Raw genomic sequence first — 20,215 nt, 5'->3', positions numbered from 1 at the left:
GACCGGGGTCGCGGCCGCCTCCCTAGACGAGCTCGGCATGCCGTGCCCTGCCCTGCAACCAGCCCTGCGCGAGGGTGAGCCGCTGGACGGTCCGCGTGCCCTCCATCATCTCCAGGCCGGGCACGTCGCGGACCAGCTTGTCGAGGTACGGGTGCTCCCACCGCGCGCCCGGGCCGAGCAGCGGCGGCACCGCGTGCGTGACCTCCTCCGCGAGGTCGAGCGCGGTGGCCTTGGCCGCCGCCGGCAGCGTCCCGTCCGCCGGGTCCGCGTCCGCGGCGCGCGCGGCCTGGAGCACGAGGGCGCGCGCGGCGTGGAGCCGGTCGTCGAACGTCTCCAGGTGCCACCGCTCGGCGGCGGTCAACGACGACCGCTCGGCGCGCACGTAGTCGAGCGCCGCCTGCGTGAGGCCCACGGCGAGCGACGCGACGACGGGGCGCAGCCGGTTGAAGGTGCGCACCGCCCCGAGGAGACCGTGGCGCGACGGCGACAGGTGCCGCCCGAGCGTGTCCTGCTCGAGCAGGGGCACGTCGTGCAGCCGCGCCTCGCCGAGCTGCACCGCGCGCATCCCGGTGGTCACGAGCGGCGCGGCGTCGAAGCCCGGCCGGTCGGTGTCGACGAGGTAGACCCCGACGCCCAGCGGGCCCGGGCGGTGCCGCGCGAACACGACGCCGAGGCTCGCGCGCGCGACGTTGCCCACGTACTTCTTGTGCCCGCGCAGCACGGGAGCGCCGTCGGCCTCGACGACCGCCGTCTCCAGCGCCGCGGCGTCCGAGCCGCGGTCGGGCTCGGTGAGGCCGAAGAACGTCCACGTGCCCGGCTGCGCCACGCGCCGGTAGAAGCGGTCGCGCTGCTCGTCGTCGGCGAGGTCGTCCAGCACGACCCCCGACATGGACGGCCCGGGCGCCCCGACGACGACGGACGCGTCGCCCCACGCGAGCGTCTCGGCGACGACGACGCGCTCCACGCACGTGCGCACGTGCACCGGCACGCCCCGCACGCGCAGCGGGTCGTCGAGATAGCCGGGCGGGAACCCGCCGAGCTGGCGGTACGGCAGGGCGCCCGAGTCCAGGAGCACGTGGAGCGCCGCGGGGTCGGCGTCGATCGCGAGGGCGTGCTCGCGGAGCGTCGCGCCGACGGGCCGCAGGTGGTCGCGCAGCGCGACGAGGTCGACCGTGGTCATGCGTCCTGCCCCTCCTCGCTGCCGGGTGCGCCGCCGGGCGTCCCGCCGGGTGTGCCGGAGACACGGCCCGGCAGCGTCCCGCTCGCGTGGCCCAGCAGGTCGATCGTGCGCGCGAGCCGCGCGGCGTCGCCGTCGACGTACCCCGACGCGCCGAACAGGTTGTGGACGGCACGCGACGAGCGGTCGAGGACCGCCGTGACGCGCGCGAGCGAGGACCCGGAGACCGCGGGTCCGCGGTCCGGCGACCCGGCGGCGGCGTCCCGCGCCGCGACCCCGCCCAGGAGCGCCTGCGCCTCGAGGTGCGCGAGCGCGGCGTCCGCGAGGACGAGGCGGACGGGCGGCAGGTTCACCGTCGCCGTGCCGCCGACCGTGCGGCCCCGCAGCCGCTCCACGGCCCGGTCCGTCAGGCGCTCGCACAGCCCGGTCCGGACCCACGCGACCCCGACCCGCCAGGCGGCGTCGGCCGTGCTGATCGCGACGGTCTCCTTGGGTGCGGGGACGGCAGGTCCGGTCGTCCCCACGGCGGGCGCGGCCGGTCCGGGCGCCGCCTCGGTGCGGGGCGACCGCCACACGAGCAGCGTGCCGACGTCCGACACCACCTCGCCGACCCGCGCCCACCCGCCCGGGGGCGGGACGTCGTCGGGCAGCAGGACGCACTCGCCCGGCAGCGCCGCGACGGGCAGCAGACCCCCGAGCGCGGTGAGCGCGGCGACCGCGCCGAGCTCGCGCGCGACGGCGCGGAGGTCGGCGGGGCCGTCCCCGCGCGGCGCCGCGGCGCCCTCCTCGGCCAGCGCCTCGGCCGCCGCGACGGGGGTGGGCGCGACGACGTCCGTGCTCATGCGAGCACCGCCTCTCGGGACAGGTCGTCGGCGTCGGGGGACGCCGCGACGGAACGCGGGCCGAGGACGAGGGAGCAGCGGTAGCCCAGCTCGAGGCACCGCTCGTGCAGGACGACCGGCGCGTCCGGGACCTCGTCGCACGCGGCGAGGAGCTCCCAGACCCCCGTCGCCGCCGCGCCGGGGTCGGCGTGCAGGACGACGTTGCCGTCGACGTCCGGCACCTCGCCTGGGTCGACGTCGACGCCGAGGACGATCCGGCGGGCGTCGTCCGGGACAGGCCCCCACCAGGCCACGGCTTCGCTCGCGTGCGCCGCGCCCGGCCGTGGGCCGCGGGGCGCGCGCGCGACGGACAGCGCCTCGACCGGCCGTCCCGCGCCGTCGTGCCCGACGACGAGCGCGACGACGCGGTCGCGCGCGGGGACGCGCGTCGCCGTCGGGGGCAGCGTGCACTGCTCCAGGACGAGGACGAGGGCGTCGCCCCCGAGCCCGACACCCTGCGGGCCGCCGTGCGCGAGCTCCTCGTGCGCGAGCCGCAGCGCCGTGAACGGTCCCGCGAGGCCTTGCTCGGTCACGCAGAACGTGTACGGCCGGTCGTCGAACAGGTCCGCGACGAACCCGCCGAGCAGACGCTCGTGCTGCAGGTCAGGGGTGGTCACGACGAGGACGACCAGGCGCACGTCGGCGAGCAGGCCCCGGTCGCGCAGCGCGGCGCGCGCCGCGCGGATCATCGTCGGGTAGTCCCGGCCCGGGCCGCTCTCCAACCAGTCCGTCGGCTGGTCCTCGCCGTACACGTACCGCAGGTCCTCGGCGACCGACCGGCGCGTGCCGTCCCCGACGGGGACGAGGTCGTCGACCGGCACGTCCACGACGCCCCGCACGCGCAGGGCGGCGCCACAGGGCTCTGCCCAGGACGCTGACCCGCTCCCGCCCCCGAGCGTCACGTCAGTTCCGCGTCGAGTGCTCGACGACGAAGTCCGTCAGCGAGCCCACGCTCTCGAGGTGATGCTGCTCGAGCGACTCCGGGTCGACCTCCATGTCGAGCGAGTCCTCGAGTGCCATGAGCAGGCCGAGGACGCTCGTGGAGTCGAGGTCGAGGTCGTCGAACAGGCGGGTCGCGTCCGTGACGTCGGGCAGCGGGCGTCCGAGGACGCTCGACAGCGCCTCGACGACCGCGCCGACGACGCGCTCGCGGCCGAGGGCCTCCTGGGACTCGGTGCTGGTGCTCACGATGGTTCCTCCGGGTGGGTCTCGTGCGCCCGCGGTGCGGGCGGCGGCAGGTTGACGGGTCGGTGTCGGCCGGGCCGGCCGGCGGGTCAGGGTGCGGCGACGGCCTCGGCCGGGGCGATGCGCGCGCCGAGGTCGTGGAAGACCTGGCGGGCCAGGAGGTCGTCCGGCGTGTCCGCGTGCCGGACGAGGAACGTCTCGTCGCCCAGCGTCAGCACCTCCGCGGGGTAGCCGTGGCTGAGGAAGTGCACGGGCGACGCCGTCGCGCCGTACGCGCCGGACCGGTCGACGGCGACGAGGTCGCCCGCCGCGAGGTCGGCCGGCAGCGGGACGGCCTTGCCGATCGTGTCGTTGGGCGTGCACAGCGGGCCGGTGACGTTCCACGGCACGTCCTCGGCGCCGGACGCGGCGCCCACCTTGCGCATCGGGAAGTTGCGCTTGACGAACGAGCCGATGCCGACCGCCGCCATGTGGTGGTTCGTGCCGCCGTCGGCGACCGCGAACCGCTCGCCCATCGACTCCTTGACGTAGCGCACGCGCGCCACGTACGTGCCGCACAGCGCCACGAGGTACCGGCCGAGCTCCATGACGAGGTCTGTCCGGGGGTGCCGCTGCACGAACGCCTCGATCACCGGGTTGAGCGCCGCGGTGAGGACCTCGACGTCGAGGTCGCGCTCGCGCTCGAAGTACGCGACGCCGAGCCCGCCGCCGACGTCGACCAGCTCCAGCGGGAACCCGAGGCGGTCCGCGAGCCGCTCCGCGAGCTCGAAGATCCGCGTCGTGTTCTCGACGATCGTGCCCTCGTCGAGGATGCGCGTGCCCATGTACACCTGGACCCCGACCACGCGGGCCGTGGTGAGCCCGGCGCACAGGTCCGGCGCGTCGAGGAGCTGCTGCTCGTCGATGCCGAACTGGCGCGGCTTGCCGCCCATCGTGAGCCCGGAGCCCTTGACGGAGAACGACGGGTTGACGCGCAGCACCACGCGCGCGGCGCGCCCCGTCGCGCGCGCGAGCTCGTCCACCAGCGCGAGCTCCGGCAGCGACTCGACGATGATCGCCCGCACGCCCGAGTTGAGGCACGCGACGAGCTCGTCCCGGCTCTTGCCGGGCCCGAGGAACAGGACGTCCTGCGGCGCGACCCCCGCCGCGAGCGCCGTCCGCAGCTCGGTGAGCGACGACACCTCGGCGTTCGCGCCGAGCGAGTGCAGCAGCCCGCAGATGCTGACGTTCGGGTTCGCCTTGAGCGAGTAGAAGATCCCGAGAGCGGGGTGCAGCCGCTCGCGCAGCGCGCGGTAGTTCGCGGCGAGCACGTCGCCGTCGTACACGTACACGGGCGTGCCGAACTCCTCCGCGACCGCGGCGAGGTCCGCGCTCCCGGGCGTCGGCCGGCTCGGCGTCGCGGTCATCGGGGGTCTCCTTCGGTCGGGTCCGCGGTCGGTCCTGCGGTGGTGCGCCCGGCCAGCCGCTCCGTCACGGCGCGGTCGAGGCGGGTCAGCGCCTCCTCGTCGGGTGCGACGAGGAGGCCGTGGAGCCGGCCGGCGAACGTGCCGCCCGGGGTCGGGGACGACGCGCCGGCGTTGACGGTGCCGGTGCCCTGGACGACGAGGCCCGCCTGCCCGGGCGCGCCGGGGAGCAGGTCGCCGAGGACGTCGTGGAGCGCCGCGAACGGCAGCGGCGCGTCGAGCACGAGCGGGTACTGCCGCGCGAGCGCGACCCACCCCTCCGGCTGGAACCGCTCCTGGAGCGGCACGGTGTACGTGGACATGTTGCTGCGCGCGTTGATCTCCAGGACCGGCAGCAGCGAGCCGTCCGTGCGCACGAGCGCGTCGACCCCGACGAGGCCGTGGAAGCCGTCGGCCGCGAGGCGCGCGCCGAGCCGGGCCGAGAGCTCGGCCAGCGCGTCGACCTGCACCGCGGGCAGGCGCGACGGGATGCGGTGGCCCTTGTGGACACCGCCCTCGGTGATCGCCTCCTTGACGAAGTCGAACGCGACCGAGCCGTCCTGCGCGACCGTGAAGTGGTAGTTGAGGTCGGTGGCCTTGTCCGCCCAGACCTCGACGACGACGGCGAGACGGTCGTCGCCCGAGCGCGCGGCCCGGCGCGCGACCATGCGCACGAGCTGGTCGAGACGGCGCGGGTCGTCCACGACGAGGATCCCCTTGCCGGAGACGCCGTACGCGTCCTTGACGCCCACGGTCGCGCCGTCCGCGACGAGCCGCGCCGCCTCGGCGCACGCGCGCTCGAAGTCCTCGACGGTGCGGCACGCCCAGCCGCGCGCCTGCTCGATCCCGAGCTCGTCGCACAGCCCGCGGCTGTAGACCTTGCTGTTGACGGCCTTGGTCGTCGCGGCGTCGACGAGCACCGAGCGCAGGCCGGTCGCGGTCGCGAGGTCCTCCTCCGCCGCCGACGTGCCGTGCGCGAGGAGGCGGACGCCGTCCGCCGCGAGGTCGCGCAGGCGCGCGAGCAGCGCGGGCGAGTCGAGCGCGTCGAGGGTGACGGTGCGCAGAGGGTCGCTCGACTCGGCGACGTGCACGGTCGGGAGCCCGACGCCGAGCGCGTCCAGGTGGGCGAGGTGGTCCGGGTCGGGCTCGGCCTTGAGCACGACGTGGTCGTCGGGGCCGGCGAGGAGCAGCGCGAGCTCGTCCATGCGGTTGACGAGCGCGGCCGTCGCCGACGCACCCCCGACCGAGGGCAGGCCGACCTCCCCGACCGCCCACGCGTCCTCGACCTCGAAGTTCCCGAGCAGCACCAGCGGCGCGTCGGGCGCGCCCGCGAGCGCGCGCTTGGTCCGCGCGAGGAACGGCTCGGTGCCGTCCGCCTTCAGGGCATCCGGGGCAGCGTCCGGGGCGGCGGCCTCCGCCACCTGCTCGACCGTCATGCGGGCTCCTCCGTCTCGTGGGGCGCGTAGCGCAGGACCATGGCGGAGAACGTGGCACCCAGCCCGACCGCCACCATGAGGAACGGGTCGCCGGGGCGCAGCCGGCCCTCGGCGCGCGCGGCGGCGTAGCCGATGAACGAGTCGGCACCGAAGCAGTGGCCCGTCACGGGCACGTCGTCGAGCCGGACGCGCGCGATCGGCAGCCCGAGGCGCGAGCACAGGCGCCGCCAGGACACGCGGTTCACGTTGTGCGGCAGGACGAGCGCGAGGTCGTCCAGCGTCAGGCCCGCGCGCTCGACGGCCTCGACCACGACCTCCGCGAGCACCTCGGTGTACGCGACGCCGAACGGCGCGGCCAGGTCCTCCGGGAGCGGGACCTGGTGGTACTCGCCCAGGGTGCGCGTCGCGTAGGACAGCACCGGGCTGCCCGCCCGCGCGGAGACCCCACCGGTCGGGTCCGCCGCCACGAGGACGGCCGCCGTGCCCTCGCCCATGATCGTCGTGCCCTCGATGAGGCGGGACCCGGGGCTGAACGCCTTCTCCCCGGTGAGGACGAGCGCGAGCGCGTCGGCGTCGCCGTCGGCCGCCAGCAGGCGCCCGGCGACGTCGACCGCGAGCAGCGCGGACGCGCACGCGTGCTGGGTGAGGGTCCACACGACCGCGTGGTCCAGCCCCAGGCGGTCCGCGGCGTCGTGCAGGGGGTTCACCCCGACCGGGGCGACCGTCGCGATGGTCCGCGCGCCCAGCACGTACCGCACGCGGTGCTCGTTGCCCGCGAGGCCGGGCACGGCGCGCGCCGCGGCGACGAGCAGGTCGGTGAGGCTCTCGTCCGGCGCCGTGCACACCTCGCGCAGCCCGAAGAACCGCTCGAACACGCCCAGCTCGAGGTGGTCGAGGCCCAGCTCGTCCGCGAGGTCGCGGATGGGCACGCGCGTCGCGGGGACGTGCGCGCCGACGTCGACGAGGGTCGTCATGCCGCGGTCCCGGGGGCGTCGACGACGCTGCGCAGATGCTCCGCGAGCGCCCGGGGCGTCGGGTTGTCGACGACGGCCTCCGGGTCCAGGTCCACGCCGAGCGCGTCCTCCAGGTCGCCCAGCAGGGCCAGCACCTGGACCGAGCCGAGGCCGAGCCCGGCGAGGTCGCCCGCCGGGTCGACGTCCGCGGGCGCGACCCCCAGGGCGGTGGCGACGTGCCGGAGCACGAGGTCGTCGAGAGAGTCGGGCAGCGGTGCGGTCATGAGCGGGTCCCTGCGAGCTCGGTGCGCGCGCGGTCGCGGGACGCGCGCAGGGAGTGGAGCGCGGCGAGGTCGCCCGCGCCGTGCAGGTCGCGCGCCCGACCGCGCTGGATCTTGCCGCTCGTGGTCCGCGGCACCTGGCCGGGACGCACGAGGACGACGTCGTGCACCGCGGCGCCCGAGACGGAGGCCAGGTGGGAGGCCATCTGGCGCACGACGGCGTCCAGCTCGTCCTCGGCGCTCGCGCCGTCGAGCCGGGCCCCCGGCGTGGGCCGGAACTCCTGGACCGCGCAGAGCGTGCCCGGCAGCCCCTCCGCCTCGAACACCGCGCCCGGACGGCCGTCGGCCCCGGGGTGCAGGCGGCGCAGCTCGCGCTCGAGGTCGTAGGGGTACAGGTTGCGCCCGGCGACGATGAGGAGCTCCTTGATCCGGCCCGTGACGACGAGCTGCCCGCCGTGCAGCGCCCCCAGGTCCCCGGTCCGCAGCCACGGGCCCGTGCCGTCGGCGGCGACGGCGCCGAACGTCTCGGCCGTCGCGCCCGCCGCCGCGTCGCCCCAGTACCCGGCCGCGACGGTGCCGCCGCGCAGCCAGACCTCCCCGACCGCGCCGTCCGGGACCTCGACGCCCTGGTCGTCCACGAGGCGCAGCTCCACCCCGCTCGGCGGGCCGCAGCACACGAGCCGCGCGCCCGGGACGCTGCCCCGGCCCTGCGCCGCGGGGTCCGGGAGGGCAGACAGGAACGACGCCTCCTCGAGCACGACCAGGCGACCGTCGGCGAGCGCCGCCTCGTCGGCGGTGATGACGAGCGGGAGGCGGCGGTCCGGGTACGTCGCCGTCAGCGTCGCCTCGGCGAGGCCGTACCCCGGGCCGTGCGCCGACCCGCGGAAGCCCACGGGCTCGAACCGGCGCGTGAAGGCGTCCAGGACGGCAGGGTCCACCGGCTCGGCCCCGCCGAGCGCCCAGCGCAGCCGGGTGAGGTCGAGCTCGGCGAGCTGGTCGTCGCGCACGCGCCGCGCGCACTGGTCGTAGCCGAAGTTCGGCGACGCCGTGACGGTCGCCCCGGTCTCGGTGATCGCGGAGAGCCAGCGGACGGGGCGCTTGAGGAACGCCGTGGAGGGGACGATGACGGCCGTCGCGCCCAGGCCCAGGGGGACGAGCAGCATCCCGACGAGGCCGAAGTCGTGGTAACCCGGCAGCCAGCTGCAGAAGACGTCCTCCGGGACGAGGCCGAGGGTCGTCGTGAACGCGTCGTGGTGGTGCAGCACGTTCGCGTGCGTGACGACGACGCCCTTGGGGCTGCTCGTGGACCCGGAGGTGTACTGCAGGAACGCGACGTCCTGCGGGCCCGGGCGGCCGCGCCGGGCCGGGCCGCCCGTGGCGCCGTCGACCACGGTCACGACGACGGGGCCGCCGTCCGCGCGCCGCAGCGGCTCGGCCCACTCCGCGGTCTCGGTCGCGGCCGACGGGTCGACGAGCACGACGGCCGCGTCGCAGTCGACGAGCATGCCGCGCACGCGCTCGCGCTGGTAGGCCTGCCCGCCCGGGAGCGGGGACGGGACGGGGATCAGGCCCGCGTAGAAGCAGGCCACGATCCCGACGACGAACGACGCGGTGGCCGAGTAGAGCACGAGGGCGCGGTCGCCCGGCCCGTGCCGGTCCGCGAGGTCGGCCGCGAGCGCCGCCGCCTGCGCGTCGAGCCCGGCGTAGGTCAGCGTGCGCCGCTCGCCCACCTCCGGCACGACGACGACGGCGGCGTGGTCCGGTCGCTCCCGTGCGTGCTCGTGGACGAGGTCCACGAGGGTCAGGTCGTCCGGCTGCGCGCCCATGTGGCCCCCTCTGTCACCGGCGCCGGGACCGCCCCGGCACGTAGGACGCCGGGCAGCACGAAGCCCGACCCGGCGGTCCGGGGGAAGCCTGGCAGCGGACGAGCGCGGTGTAAACAAATCGGACGTGTCCGGAAGAGGACAAATACCCGTTGACCTCCCCGTTCGTCACATCGGTCCGGTCGCCGGGACGGCTCTCGGCACCCCCGAGGAGGTCGGCTACAGTCACCCCGTGTGACGTCGTCGGAGCGGGACCCGGTCCTCGGCGCCAGGCGCTCCGCGCGGGCCGTCGCGCTGCGCCGCGCGCGCGACGTCCTGGTCCTCGACGACGGCAGCGGGCACGACCCGGACCCCCTCTGGTCGCGGGTCCGCGAGCAGGTTCGGCGCGAGGCACGCCTCCGGGTCGTGACGGTCGAGCCGCCGCGCGACGGGACCCTCGACGACGGGCCGACCGACGACGAGGCGCTCGACGAGGGTCCTTTCGACACCACGCCACCCGCCACGGAGCACCCGGCGCCCGACGACCCTCGCGACGGACCCGCCGTCGAGCACCGCGTGGCCCCGACGCTGCCCGTGTCGCTCGTCGCCCTCGACGACACGGTCGTGCTCGTCGCCCGCCCGGACCGCACGCGGGCCGTGACCGACCGCGACGCCGTCCTCGCGCTGCGAGCGCTCGCCGAGTCCGAGTGGGGCCGGGCGCGGGCGGCCGACGACGCGCTGGCCCCGAGCGAGGACACGCTGCTGCGGCTCCTCGCCGAGGGCAAGACCGACACCGCCGTCGCCGCGCGGCTCGGGGTGTCGCCGCGGACGGTCCGACGTCACGCGGCCGGGCTCATGGGCCGGCTCGGCGCGACGAGCCGGTTCGAGGCCGGCGCCCGGGCGGCCCAGCGCGGCTGGATCCGGATCACGGACCGCTAGCGCGCGGCCGCCGCCGCGAGCTCGGCGTCGCTGCGCAGGATGCAGAACTCGTTGCCCTCCGGGTCGGCGAGCACGACCCAGCCCCCGCCGTCGGGCGTGCGCCGGTCCGCGACCTGCGTCGCCCCGAGCGCGAGCACGCGCTCGACCTCCTCCTCGCGCGTGCGGTCCGTGGGCCGCAGGTCGAGGTGGACGCGGTTCTTGAGCTCCTTGTCGTCGGGCACCTCGACGAACAGGACGTGCCCCCGGCTCTCGACGGGCGTCGCGGCGTCGGCCGGCGGGATGATCATGCACTCCTCGTGACCGGGGAGGTTGGGGTCGCCGGGCACGTCGGTGTACCCGAGGACCTGGGCCCAGAAGACGGACTGCGCGTAGGAGTCGCGCGCGTCGAACGTGGTGTGGGAGATGCGAGAGGTCATGGTCGCGACCCTGCCACGCCCTCCGGCCACGCGGCACGGCATTATCACCGGCCCTCCCGATCACCGGCCCTCCCGCCGAGCACGGGGTTGCTGGCGTTCTCACGCCGAGAACGACAGCGACGTCGTGCTCGACCGCGCGTGAGGTCGTGCTCGGCGAGCGGCGGCGGCCCGGGTCAGTCCTGTGGCGGCCGGCGCAGGCGCTTGACGTCGGTCCGCCGCTTCTTGGCGCCGATCCGGCGCTCGACCGAGCCCCGCGTGGGTCGGGTCGCGCGCCGCGGCGGCCCGGGCGGGGCGACGGCGTCGGCCAGCAGGGCGGCGAGCCGCGTCCGCGCGGCCTCGCGGTTGCGCCGCTGCTCCCGGTGCTCCGACGCCGCGACGGTGACGACGCCCCCGACGAGCCGCCGGCCCAGGCGGTCCAGCAGCCGCGCGCGCTGGGACTCCGTGAGCACCGCCGACCGCGCGACGTCCCACGACAGCTCGACGCGCGAGTCCGTCGTGTTGACGCCCTGCCCGCCCGGCCCGGACGAGCGCGAGAAGCGCCGCGACAGCCCTGCCTCGGGGACGACCAGGGTGGTCGTCACGCGCAGGCCGGGGCGGGCGTCGTCGGGCATCCGTCCATCGTGCCCGACGGCGCCCGCGCGGCCCAGGGGATTCGCGTCGCCGTCCGCGCGGGCACCCGTTCAGCGGTCGAGCTGCGCGTCGATCTCCGCGACGCGTGCCGCGACGAGGTCGCGGACGACGTCGTCGGGCAGCGGGTGGTCGCTCGAGAACCGGACGGTCCCCTTCGCGTGCGAGAAGCCGTCGAGCCGCGGCTCGACGGCGGTCACCGCGGCCGGGCTGAACGGATAGACCGCGAGGTGCTTCGCCGACGCCATGGCGCTCAGCAGCGCCTTGCTGCGGTACAGCAGTGCGGGCATGCCGTAGCTCGTGCCCTCGGTGGCGTCGGGCACGACGTCGCGCGCGACCTCGACGACGCGTGCGAGCGTCGCGCGGTCCGGCTCGTCGACGCCGGCCAGGTAGTCCGTGACGGTCCCCATCGGGACATCGTCCCGCCGCCCGCGGCGGACCGCTCGGCGAGCGGGACGGTCCGTCCGACCTGCAAGATCACAGTGCGCCCACCTTGACCTCAACCGTGGTCGAGGTCCTAGCGTGGCTGCATACCGACGGAAGGAACCTGAGGAACCATGCCTGTCTACACTCTCCCCGAGCTGTCCTACGACTACGGTGCGCTCGAGCCGCACATCTCCGGGCGGATCATGGAGCTGCACCACTCCAAGCACCACCAGGCCTACGTCACCGGCGCGAACACCGCCCTGGAGAAGCTCGCCGAGGCCCGCGAGACCGGCGACTTCGCCGCGATCAACCTGCACGAGAAGAACCTCGCGTTCAACCTCGGCGGCCACGTCAACCACTCCGCGTTCTGGACCAACCTCTCCCCCGAGGGCGGCGGCGAGCCCACCGGCGAGATCGGCGCCGCGATCGACGAGCACTTCGGCTCCTTCGACGCCTTCAAGAAGCAGTTCGCCGCCGTCGCCGCCGGCGTCCAGGGCTCCGGCTGGGCCATCCTCGCCTGGGACTCCATCGGCTCCAAGCTCGTCACCGTCCAGCTCTACGACCAGCAGGGCAACCTCACCCTCGGCCTCACGCCGATCGTGCTGCTCGACGTCTGGGAGCACGCCTACTACCTCGACTACCAGAACGTGCGCGCCGACTACGTCACCGCCTGGTGGAACCTCGTCAACTGGTCCGACGCCGAGGCCCGCCTCCAGCGCGCCAAGACCCAGACCGCCGGCCTCATCGTCCCCGCCTGACGAAGCCACCCCCGGGCGAGCACGACCCTGCTCCCCCACCACAACGACGTTGGTCCCGTTATCCACCGGATAACGGGACCAACCTCGTTCTCGGCGGGTTGCCGGACCCGCGGCGGGGCTCAGTCCGCCGTGACGAAGAGGTGGCGGGCTACGTCGTCGGGCAGGTCGAGGACGGTCTCCGCGCCGTCTCCCGACGCGGTGACGACGCCGTCGTTCACCGTCACGACGAGGGTCCGGCGCGGGAAGACGCCCGCCTCGGCGAGACGCGCGAGCAGCTCGACGTCGACCTGGACCGGCTCGGCGATGCGCTGGAGGACGACGCGCGTCTCGCCGTCAGGCCCGACGCCGTGGGCGGCGAGGTGCGCGGTGAGCGACACGACGCCGTCGAGGTACTCGACCTCCGGCAGGTCCTCGCCCAGCTCGCGCAGGCCCGGGATCGGGTTGCCGTAGGGGTCGTGCGCGGGGTGGTCGAGGAGCGCGACGAGGCGCTGCTCGACGAGGTCGCTCATGACGTGCTCCCAGCGGCAGGCCTCGGTGTGGACCTGCTCCCAGTCGAGCTTGATGACGTCGGTGAGGAGCCGCTCGGCGAGGCGGTGCTTGCGCATGACGCGCACCGCCGTCTGCTGTCCGAGCGTCGTGAGCTCGAGCTGGCGGTCGCCGCCGACGACGACGAGGCCGTCGCGCTCCATGCGCGCGACGGTCTGGGAGACGGTCGGCCCCGAGTGCCCGAGGCGCTCGGCGATCCGCGCGCGCAGCGGGGGGATCCCCTCCTCCTGCAGCTCGTAGATCGACTTCAGGTACATCTCGGTGGTGTCGATCAGGTCGGTCACTCGGCCTCCCGCGGCAGGTACGCACTCTTCTCTGGAACCGTTCCAGTCTAGCGCTCCCGGGTCGACACGATGATGTGCCTGTTGCACATACTGTGTGTCACACACTATGGTGTGAGCCATGACCGATCCCGAGATCTACGCCGGGCACAGCCAGGAGGTGCGTCGCGGCTCCGTCGTCGTCGCGAGCCTGCTGCTGCTGCGCACGCCCGGCTACGGCTACGGGCTCCTCGAGGCGCTCGCCGCAGCGGGCGTCCCCGTCGACGCCAACACCCTCTACCCGCTCCTGCGCCGGCTCGAGAAGCAGGGCCTCCTCGTGAGCGAGTGGAACACCGACGAGGCGCGGCCGCGCAAGTTCTACCGCACCTCCCCCGCGGGCGAGCGCTTCGCCCGCGACCTGCTCGACGAGTGGCTCGCCATCGCGCAGAGCCTCCGGACCATCGACTCCCAGGAAGGCACGTCATGACGCTCACCGACCGCTACGTCGCCGCCACGCTGCGCCGCGTCCCCACCGACCAGCACGCCGACCTCGAGCAGGAGCTGCGCGCGTCCGTCGCCGACGCCGTCGAGGCCAAGGTCGAGGCCGGCACCGACCCGGCGCGGGCCGAGACCGACGTCCTCAACGACCTCGGCGACCCCGACCGCCTCGCGGCCGACCTCGCCGGCCGGCCGCTCTACCTCGTCGGCCCCACGCTCTACCTCGACTGGCTGCGCCTCCTCAAGGTCCTGCTCTGGGTCAGCCTCATCCCCGGGGCGATCGTGCTCACGACGGGCCTCGTCGAGGGTGACGCCGTCGGGTCGGCCATCTGGAGCGGCATCTGGACGACCGCCTCGGTCGCGCTCCAGATCGCGTTCTGGACGACGCTCGTCTTCGTCCTGCTCGAGCGCTACGGCGCCCCGCGGAGCCAGGACGAGCTCACGGGCCCCTGGACGGTCGACCGCCTCCCGACCGAGCGCGCGCCCCGGGAGGTCACGCTCGTCGACACGGTCGTGTCGGTCGGCCTGCTCGTCCTGGTCGCCGCCGTGCTGCTCCTCCAGAACGTCGCGACCTACCGGGGTCCCGACGGCACCGCGGTCCCCGTGCTGCACCCCGACCTGTGGCCCGCCTGGACCGGCGTGCTCGTCGCGCTCGTCGCGGCCGAGATCGTGCTCACGATCCTCGTGTACGCACGCGGCCAGTGGACCGTCGGCCTCGCGGTCGTCAACACGATCACCGGCGCGCTGTTCGCGGGCGCCGTGGTGTGGCTCGCGAGCGCCGACCGCCTCGTCAACCCGGCGTTCCTCGAGGTCACCGGCGGGGACTCGCTCGCCTGGCTCTCGAACGCCATCATCGCCGGGACCCTCGTCATCGCGGCCTGGGACGTCATCGACGTCTGGGTCAAGACTCTGCGCGGTCGCCGCGCCTAGGCTGACCCGGTGACCAGCCGACGCCTCGATCGCACCCGGCGTGCGGTCGAGGCGGCCGCCGCGCGCGAGGGGTTCTCGCTCGACGCCCGCCAGTCCGCGCTCCTCGACCGGCTCGCACGGCTCGGCGGCGAGCTCGTCGGGGCCCGACGGCGGCCCGTCCGCGGGCTGTACGTGTGGGGGCCCGCGGGGCGGGGGAAGTCGTGGCTCGCCGGGGCGTTCTTCGCGGCGCTCGCCCAGGAGCTCCCTGCCGGCGCCGCGAGACGCGTGCACGTGTACGACCTGTTCCGCGAGCTGCACGCGGCGATCCACGCCCAGCGGGTGAGCGCCCTCGCCGGACCGCGCCCCGCCGTCGGGCAGGGTGGCCCGACGCGCGGGTGGCGCACCCGCCCGGCGCCGCCCACCCCGGACCCGGCAGCGGCCGCCGCGCCGGAGGACTCGCCGGCGCCGCGCCCCGGGACGGTCGACGCGGCGATCGACGACCTCCTGCGCGGGACGACGCTGCTCTACCTCGACGAGCTGCACCTCCACGACACCGGCGACGCGACCCTGCTCACCCGGCTCCTGCGCCGGGCGTTCGAGGCGGGGGTCGTCGTGCTCGCGACGTCCAACTACGAGCCGGGGACGCTCCTGCCGAACCCGCTCTGGCACCACCTCGCCGAGCCGGGCATCGCGCTCCTGCGGGCCCACCTCGACGTGGTCGAGCTCGCCGGACCGACGGACTACCGGGCGCTCGGCGGCCGTGGGCGCACGGGGTTCGGCGCAGGATCGTGGCTCCATCCCGGTACGACGGCGCAGCTCGCCGACCGCGGGCTCGTCGCCCCCGACCGGGGGTCCCGGGCGGTCGTGCGTACCGGGACGAGGTCGTTCGACGTCACCGCGGTGCGTGCGGACGGCGAGGCGCGCGACAGCGTCCCCGAGCTCTGGGTGACGTTCGACGACCTGGCGGGCCGGACGACCTCGACCCTCGAGTACCTCGACTGGGCCGCACGCTTCGGCCGCTGGGTCGTGACGGACGTCCCGCTCCTCATCGACGTTGACCGCGAGGCGCAGCAGCGGTTCATCGCCGTCGTGGACGTGCTCGTGGACGCCGACGTCGAGCTCGTCGTCACCTCCCCCCACGACCTCGCGACGTTCCGGGGCGCGCTCCCCGACCGGCCGGACGCGTTCCGGATGACGAGCCGCCTCCTCCTGCTCGCGGGCTGACACCGGACGGGCCGGACGGACCGTCTCCGTTCCGCGCGCCGTCGCCCACCGTCGGTGCCATGATCCGGCCATGAGCGCTACGGCCCCGGAGACCGGCCTGCACGGCTCCGGCACCCCCACGACGTCCGGCCCCGAGACCGCCGACACCCCGGCCTGGTACGCCCAGGAGGCCTCAGCGGTCCTCGCGGCCCTCGGGTCGGACGCGGCCGACGGCCTCACCGCCGCGGAGGCCCGTGCGCGGCTCGACCGCGACGGCCCCAACGAGATCGTCGCCGAGCCGCCGCCGTCCCGGTGGCGCATCCTGCTCGGTCAGCTCGCCGACCCGATGAACATCATGCTCGTCGCGGTCGCGGTGGTCAGCGTCGTCATCGGGGAGATCCCGGTGGGCGTGATCGTCGCGCTGCTCGTCGTGCTCAACGTCGTGCTCGGCACGCGCCAGGAGATCCAGGCGCGCGCCACGGTCGACGCGCTCGCCCGCACGCAGACGCCGCAGGCACGCGTCGTGCGCGGCGGGTCCGTCGCGAGCGTGCCCGCGGTCGACCTCGTCGTCGGCGACGTCGTGCAGCTCGAGGCCGGCGACATCGTGCCTGCCGACGGGCGCATCCTGCGGTCGGCGACGCTCGAGACGCAGGAGGCCGCGCTCACGGGCGAGAGCGCGCCGATCGGCAAGTCGGCGCCCGCGCTGCGCTCCGCCGACGTCGCGCTCGGCGACCGCGTGAACATGGCGTTCCAGAACACGTCCGTGACGCGCGGTACGGCGACGGTCGTCGTGACCGAGACCGGCATGAGCACGCAGATGGGTCGCATCGCGACGATGCTCTCGACGGTGAAGACCGCGCGGTCCCCGCTGCAGCGCGAGCTCGACTCGCTGACGAAGGTGCTCGGGATCGTCGCGTGGGGCGCGGTCGCGATCATCGTGATCATCGGCCTGCTGCGCGGGCAGAGCCTCACCGCCCTGCTGCTGCTCGGCATCTCCATGGCGATCTCCGCGATCCCCACGAGCCTGCCGACGTTCGTGCAGGGCATGCTCGCGTACGGGGCCAAGCAGCTCGCGGCCGCGAAGGCCGTGGTCAAGAACCTCACGGACGTCGAGACGCTCGGCGCGACGAGCGCGATCAACTCCGACAAGACCGGCACGCTCACGATGAACCAGATGACCGTGCGGTCGCTGTACTTCCGCGGCGAGTGGTACACGGTCGCCGGCGAGGGCTATGCCAAGCAGGGCACCATCCGGCACGCGGCCGGGAGCCCCGCTCCCGACTTCACGTACCTGGCCTACGGACTGTGCCTCGACAGCGACGCGACGGTGTCGGACGCGGGGGACGTCGTCGGGGACCCGACCGAGGCCGCGCTCGTGGTGCTCGCGGCCAAGATGGGCGTGGACGCCGAAGAGACGCGCCGCGCGTACCCGCGCGTCGCCGAGGTGCCGTTCGACTCCGACTACAAGTTCATGGCGACGTTCCACCACGTGCCCGTGGAGGGCGAGACGCGCCTGGCCGGGATCGTCAAGGGCGGGCCCGACGTCGTCCTCGCGCGCTGCTCGGGCGTGCTGCGGCCCGACGGCACGGTCGTCCCGATCGACGAGGCCCGGGACGAGGTCCTCGCGGCCAACCGGGAGCTGTCGGAGAAGGGGCTGCGTGTCCTCGCCTTCGCGGTGCGGCGGCTCGACGTGCCGGAGCCCGAGGTCCAGGCCGACCCGATGTCGTTCGTGACGGACCTCGTGTTCGTGGGGCTCGTGGGCATCATCGACCCGCTGCGGCCCTCGTCCGTCGAGGCGGTGCGCGTCGCGCACGGCGCGGGGATCGACGTCCGCATGATCACGGGCGACCACGCGATCACGGCCGCGGCGATCGGCAAGGAGCTCGGGCTCGGGCCGGGCGCGGCGTCGGGCGCCGACATCCAGGCCATGACCGACGACGAGCTCCTCGCGGCGCTGCCGAACCTGCACGTGTTCGGGCGCGTCACGCCGCAGGACAAGCTCCGCCTCGCGCGGCTCATGCAGCAGGAGGGTCTCGTCGTCGCCATGACGGGCGACGCCGTGAACGACGCCGCCGCCCTCAAGCAGGCCGACATCGGCGTCGCGATGGGTTCCGGGAGCGAGGTGACCAAGCAGGCCGGGAAGATGATCCTCACGGACGACAACTTCGGCACGCTCGTCACCGCGATCCGCCTCGGCCGCAGCATCTACGAGAAGATCGTGTCCTACGTGCGGTACCAGATGGCCGGGCTGTTCGGCCTCGTGCTGCTGTTCCTCACGGCGAGCGTCTTCGACATCAACGACGGCGTGCCGCTCTCGCCGCTCATGGTGCTGTTCCTCAACTTCTTCGTCACCCTGTTCCCGGTGATCGTCATCATGCTCGACCCGCCGAGCGAGGCGCTCATGAGCCGTCCGCCGCGTGACCCGAAGGTCACGATCACGAACCCGCACGCCGTGAGCCGCTGGCTCCTCTACGGCGGCGTCCTGTTCGGGGTCACGCTCACGACGCTCCTCCTCGCCCCGGGCGAGATGCGCTCCGACGGCCCGTCCGTGCCCGTGACGATGGCGTTCGTCGTCATGGCGCTCGGGTCGGTCTTCGGCGGCCTGGCGATGCGCCGTGACCCGGAGTCCGGGCTCGCATCCCCGGTGCTCAAGGCGCTCCTCATCTTCACGGTCCCGGTCGTGCTGACGCTCCTCATGGTCGAGTCGCGCATCGTCCAGGAGCTGCTGGAGACGACGAGCCTCACGTCGGGCCAGTGGCTGGCGTGCCTCGTCGTGTCCCTGGTCGTCCCCCTCGTCGTGGAGGCGGACAAGTGGCTGCGCCGGGTCGCCGCGCGCCGTCGTGCCGCCGGAGGTGCGAGGCCCGCCGACGTGCTCGACGTCGTCGCGCCGGTCCGCGCACGGTAGGGCCTCACCCGGGGCGGTCGTCCGGGGTGTCGTGGGCGCGGGCTACGATCGGCCGCAGTCGACCGCTACCCCCACCGACTGGAGGCCCCCGTGGCACGCTCCGACGGCACCGACGACGGCGCCCCCCGCGGCCAGCGCGGACCTCGCGCGGCGGACGCGCTCACCTGCTCGTTCTGCGGCAAGTCCCAGCGCCAGGTGAAGCGGCTCATCGCCGGGCCTGCGGGCGTGTTCATCTGCGACGAGTGCGTGGCGCTGTGCCTCGAGATGGTCGAGGAGGACCGCGAGGCCGAGAGCGCGTCGCAGGACGTCGTGACCGGCGACGGTCCGCTCCCCACGCCGCACGAGATCTTCGCGCACCTCAGCCGCTACGTCGTCGGGCAGGACGGTGCCAAGCGCGCCCTGGCCGTCGCGGTGCACAACCACTACAAGCGCGTCCGCGCCGCCGCTGCCGCCGAGGAGGCCGGCGACGCCCCCGCGACCGACGACCCGGACTACGTGGAGCTGGCGAAGTCGAACATCCTGTTGATCGGTCCGACGGGGACGGGTAAGACGTATCTGGCGCAGACGTTGGCGCGGATGTTGAACGTGCCTTTTGCGATCGCGGATGCGACGGCGCTCACCGAGGCGGGGTATGTCGGTGAGGACGTGGAGAACATCTTGTTGAAGCTGGTGCAGGCGGCGGACTTCGACGTGAAGAAGGCTGAGACGGGCATCATCTATATCGATGAGATCGACAAGGTGGCTCGGAAGGCGGAGAACCCGTCGATCACGCGTGATGTGTCGGGTGAGGGTGTGCAGCAGGCGTTGTTGAAGATCATCGAGGGGACGTCGGCGTCGGTGCCGCCGCAGGGTGGTCGGAAGCATCCGCATCAGGAGTTCATCCAGGTGGACACGTCGAACGTGTTGTTCATCGTGGCGGGGGCGTTTGCGGGGTTGGACGACATCGTGGCGGCGCGGGCGCGTAAGCGGGGTGTGGGGTTTGGTGCGCCGATCGAGACGGGTGCGGGGGAGGATCTGTTCGCGCAGGTGCGTCCGGAGGATCTGCACCGGTTCGGGTTGATCCCGGAGTTCATCGGGCGCCTTCCGGTGATCGCGTCGGTGTCGGCGTTGGATGCGGAGGCGTTGGTGCGGATTCTGACGCAGCCGCGGAATGCGTTGGTGAAGCAGTATCAGCGGATGTTCGCGATCGACGGGGTGGAGCTGGAGTTCACCTCCGGTGCGGTGGAGGCGGTCGCGGAGCAGGCGTTGTTGCGCGGGACGGGGGCGCGGGGGTTGCGGGCGATCATGGAGGAGGTGTTGCAGCAGGTGATGTTCGACGTGCCGTCTCGTGATGACGTGGAGCGGGTCGTGATCACGCGTGAGGTCGTGCTGGACAACGTGAACCCCACGATCGTGCCGCGCACGACTGCTGCACGGTCGCGGACCCCGCGGGAGAAGTCCGCCTGACCGGCGGTCGTCAAGTTGTCAGCACGTCGTCGCGCCATGGCGCGAGAACCTGCTGACAACTCTGGGGGCTCGGAGCTGGCGCGCGCCGACGGGTGAATCGTGTGGCTCGGCGCGACGGATCCTGG

General features: G+C 74.4%; 20 protein-coding genes. 7 read left to right on the top strand and 13 right to left on the bottom strand.

Annotated features, from left to right (window positions below):
• Positions 1–22: 22 nt before the first annotated feature.
• The 9 genes from JOE63_RS02025 to JOE63_RS01985 all read right to left on the bottom strand — a co-directional run bounded on the left by JOE63_RS02025 (position 23) and on the right by JOE63_RS01985 (position 9,181).
• A complete protein-coding gene (locus JOE63_RS02025; protein ID WP_204538690.1) occupies positions 23–1,180 on the bottom strand; it encodes an acyl-CoA dehydrogenase family protein in 1,158 nt (385 codons plus the stop codon).
• Positions 1,177–2,019 (bottom strand): acyl-CoA dehydrogenase family protein, encoded by an 843-nt coding sequence (locus JOE63_RS02020; protein ID WP_204538687.1) that lies wholly within the window; start codon positions 2,017–2,019, stop codon positions 1,177–1,179. The genes JOE63_RS02025 and JOE63_RS02020 overlap by 4 nt, the downstream gene beginning before the upstream one ends.
• Positions 2,016–2,960 (bottom strand): hypothetical protein, encoded by a 945-nt coding sequence (locus JOE63_RS02015; RefSeq protein ID WP_204538684.1) that lies wholly within the window; start codon positions 2,958–2,960, stop codon positions 2,016–2,018. Before JOE63_RS02015 ends, JOE63_RS02020 begins: the two co-directional genes overlap by 4 nt.
• A 1-nt stretch (position 2,961) precedes the next feature.
• Positions 2,962–3,246 (bottom strand): acyl carrier protein, encoded by a 285-nt coding sequence (locus JOE63_RS21305; RefSeq protein WP_087470515.1) that lies wholly within the window; start codon positions 3,244–3,246, stop codon positions 2,962–2,964.
• An 86-nt stretch (positions 3,247–3,332) separates the two neighbouring features.
• Positions 3,333–4,649: a type III PLP-dependent enzyme gene (locus JOE63_RS02005; protein WP_087470514.1), complete on the bottom strand. Its 1,317-nt coding sequence runs from the start codon at positions 4,647–4,649 to the stop codon at positions 3,333–3,335.
• Positions 4,646–6,121 (bottom strand): preATP grasp domain-containing protein, encoded by a 1,476-nt coding sequence (locus JOE63_RS02000; protein ID WP_157759527.1) that lies wholly within the window; start codon positions 6,119–6,121, stop codon positions 4,646–4,648. Before JOE63_RS02000 ends, JOE63_RS02005 begins: the two co-directional genes overlap by 4 nt.
• Positions 6,118–7,095, bottom strand: coding sequence for a 3-oxoacyl-[acyl-carrier-protein] synthase III C-terminal domain-containing protein (locus JOE63_RS01995; RefSeq protein WP_204538681.1), 978 nt, complete (start codon positions 7,093–7,095; stop codon positions 6,118–6,120). Before JOE63_RS01995 ends, JOE63_RS02000 begins: the two co-directional genes overlap by 4 nt.
• The gene (locus JOE63_RS01990; protein ID WP_087470512.1) at positions 7,092–7,358 is read right to left on the bottom strand and encodes an acyl carrier protein; all 267 of its coding nucleotides are present in this window, start codon (positions 7,356–7,358) and stop codon (positions 7,092–7,094) included. The genes JOE63_RS01995 and JOE63_RS01990 overlap by 4 nt, the downstream gene beginning before the upstream one ends.
• A complete protein-coding gene (locus tag JOE63_RS01985; protein ID WP_204538678.1) occupies positions 7,355–9,181 on the bottom strand; it encodes a fatty acyl-AMP ligase in 1,827 nt (608 codons plus the stop codon). Before JOE63_RS01985 ends, JOE63_RS01990 begins: the two co-directional genes overlap by 4 nt.
• Before the next feature lie 231 nt (positions 9,182–9,412).
• Between JOE63_RS01985 and JOE63_RS21590 the strand changes: the two genes are divergently transcribed.
• The gene (locus tag JOE63_RS21590; protein ID WP_204538676.1) at positions 9,413–10,096 is read left to right on the top strand and encodes a helix-turn-helix transcriptional regulator; all 684 of its coding nucleotides are present in this window, start codon (positions 9,413–9,415) and stop codon (positions 10,094–10,096) included.
• Here JOE63_RS21590 and JOE63_RS01975 read toward each other — a convergent pair.
• The 3 genes from JOE63_RS01975 to JOE63_RS01965 form a co-directional block, all read right to left on the bottom strand.
• Positions 10,093–10,512 (bottom strand): VOC family protein, encoded by a 420-nt coding sequence (locus JOE63_RS01975; protein ID WP_047233433.1) that lies wholly within the window; start codon positions 10,510–10,512, stop codon positions 10,093–10,095. The two genes, JOE63_RS21590 and JOE63_RS01975, sit on opposite strands and share 4 nt — an antisense overlap.
• A 173-nt stretch (positions 10,513–10,685) precedes the next feature.
• A complete protein-coding gene (gene arfB, locus JOE63_RS01970; protein WP_204538672.1) occupies positions 10,686–11,123 on the bottom strand; it encodes an alternative ribosome rescue aminoacyl-tRNA hydrolase ArfB in 438 nt (145 codons plus the stop codon).
• 69 nt (positions 11,124–11,192) lie between these two features.
• Entirely contained in the window at positions 11,193–11,549 is a 357-nt protein-coding gene (locus JOE63_RS01965; RefSeq protein ID WP_087470508.1) for an iron chaperone, read from the bottom strand.
• A gap of 147 nt (positions 11,550–11,696) precedes the next feature.
• Here JOE63_RS01965 and JOE63_RS01960 point away from each other — a divergent pair, with 147 nt between their 5' ends.
• Positions 11,697–12,323: a superoxide dismutase gene (locus JOE63_RS01960; protein ID WP_053369073.1), complete on the top strand. Its 627-nt coding sequence runs from the start codon at positions 11,697–11,699 to the stop codon at positions 12,321–12,323.
• Between the two features lie 119 nt (positions 12,324–12,442).
• Here the strand turns inward: JOE63_RS01960 and JOE63_RS01955 are convergent, their stop codons facing one another.
• Entirely contained in the window at positions 12,443–13,153 is a 711-nt protein-coding gene (locus JOE63_RS01955) for a metal-dependent transcriptional regulator (RefSeq protein ID WP_087470507.1), read from the bottom strand.
• A 118-nt stretch (positions 13,154–13,271) separates the two neighbouring features.
• Here JOE63_RS01955 and JOE63_RS01950 point away from each other — a divergent pair, with 118 nt between their 5' ends.
• The 5 genes from JOE63_RS01950 to clpX all read left to right on the top strand — a co-directional run bounded on the left by JOE63_RS01950 (position 13,272) and on the right by clpX (position 20,090).
• Positions 13,272–13,616: a PadR family transcriptional regulator gene (locus JOE63_RS01950; RefSeq protein WP_087470506.1), complete on the top strand. Its 345-nt coding sequence runs from the start codon at positions 13,272–13,274 to the stop codon at positions 13,614–13,616.
• On the top strand, positions 13,613–14,557 hold the full coding sequence (locus JOE63_RS01945) for a permease prefix domain 1-containing protein (RefSeq protein WP_087470505.1): 945 nt from the start codon (positions 13,613–13,615) through the stop codon (positions 14,555–14,557). The genes JOE63_RS01950 and JOE63_RS01945 overlap by 4 nt, the downstream gene beginning before the upstream one ends.
• A 9-nt stretch (positions 14,558–14,566) precedes the next feature.
• Positions 14,567–15,760 carry an AFG1/ZapE family ATPase gene (zapE, locus tag JOE63_RS01940; protein WP_204538670.1) on the top strand — a complete coding sequence of 398 codons (1,194 nt, stop codon included), beginning with the start codon at positions 14,567–14,569 and terminating at the stop codon, positions 15,758–15,760.
• Positions 15,761–15,830: 70 nt separating this feature from the next.
• On the top strand, positions 15,831–18,644 hold the full coding sequence (locus JOE63_RS01935) for a cation-translocating P-type ATPase (RefSeq protein ID WP_087470503.1): 2,814 nt from the start codon (positions 15,831–15,833) through the stop codon (positions 18,642–18,644).
• Positions 18,645–18,734: 90 nt separating this feature from the next.
• Entirely contained in the window at positions 18,735–20,090 is a 1,356-nt protein-coding gene (gene clpX, locus JOE63_RS01930) for an ATP-dependent Clp protease ATP-binding subunit ClpX (protein ID WP_087470502.1), read from the top strand.
• Positions 20,091–20,215 lie beyond the last annotated feature (125 nt).

Origin of the sequence: Cellulosimicrobium cellulans (assembly GCF_016907755.1) — a bacterium.
Lineage (GTDB): Bacteria > Actinomycetota > Actinomycetes > Actinomycetales > Cellulomonadaceae > Cellulosimicrobium > Cellulosimicrobium cellulans_D.
This window is presented reverse-complemented; position numbering and strand designations above follow the sequence as displayed.

Excerpts from the sequence above, each read along its gene's own strand:
- JOE63_RS02025 (WP_204538690.1), bottom strand. The coding sequence starts at position 1,180 with ATGACCACGGTCGACCTCGTCGCGCTGCGCGACCACCTGCGGCCCGTC.
- JOE63_RS02020 (WP_204538687.1), bottom strand. The coding sequence starts at position 2,019 with ATGAGCACGGACGTCGTCGCGCCCACCCCCGTCGCGGCGGCCGAGGCG.
- JOE63_RS02005 (WP_087470514.1), bottom strand. The coding sequence starts at position 4,649 with ATGACCGCGACGCCGAGCCGGCCGACGCCCGGGAGCGCGGACCTCGCC.
- JOE63_RS02000 (WP_157759527.1), bottom strand. The coding sequence starts at position 6,121 with ATGACGGTCGAGCAGGTGGCGGAGGCCGCCGCCCCGGACGCTGCCCCG.
- JOE63_RS01995 (WP_204538681.1), bottom strand. The coding sequence starts at position 7,095 with ATGACGACCCTCGTCGACGTCGGCGCGCACGTCCCCGCGACGCGCGTG.
- JOE63_RS01990 (WP_087470512.1), bottom strand. The coding sequence starts at position 7,358 with ATGACCGCACCGCTGCCCGACTCTCTCGACGACCTCGTGCTCCGGCAC.
- JOE63_RS01985 (WP_204538678.1), bottom strand. The coding sequence starts at position 9,181 with ATGGGCGCGCAGCCGGACGACCTGACCCTCGTGGACCTCGTCCACGAG.
- JOE63_RS01975 (WP_047233433.1), bottom strand. The coding sequence starts at position 10,512 with ATGACCTCTCGCATCTCCCACACCACGTTCGACGCGCGCGACTCCTAC.
- arfB (WP_204538672.1), bottom strand. The coding sequence starts at position 11,123 with ATGCCCGACGACGCCCGCCCCGGCCTGCGCGTGACGACCACCCTGGTC.
- JOE63_RS01965 (WP_087470508.1), bottom strand. The coding sequence starts at position 11,549 with ATGGGGACCGTCACGGACTACCTGGCCGGCGTCGACGAGCCGGACCGC.
- JOE63_RS01960 (WP_053369073.1), top strand. The coding sequence starts at position 11,697 with ATGCCTGTCTACACTCTCCCCGAGCTGTCCTACGACTACGGTGCGCTC.
- JOE63_RS01950 (WP_087470506.1), top strand. The coding sequence starts at position 13,272 with ATGACCGATCCCGAGATCTACGCCGGGCACAGCCAGGAGGTGCGTCGC.
- JOE63_RS01945 (WP_087470505.1), top strand. The coding sequence starts at position 13,613 with ATGACGCTCACCGACCGCTACGTCGCCGCCACGCTGCGCCGCGTCCCC.
- JOE63_RS01935 (WP_087470503.1), top strand. The coding sequence starts at position 15,831 with ATGAGCGCTACGGCCCCGGAGACCGGCCTGCACGGCTCCGGCACCCCC.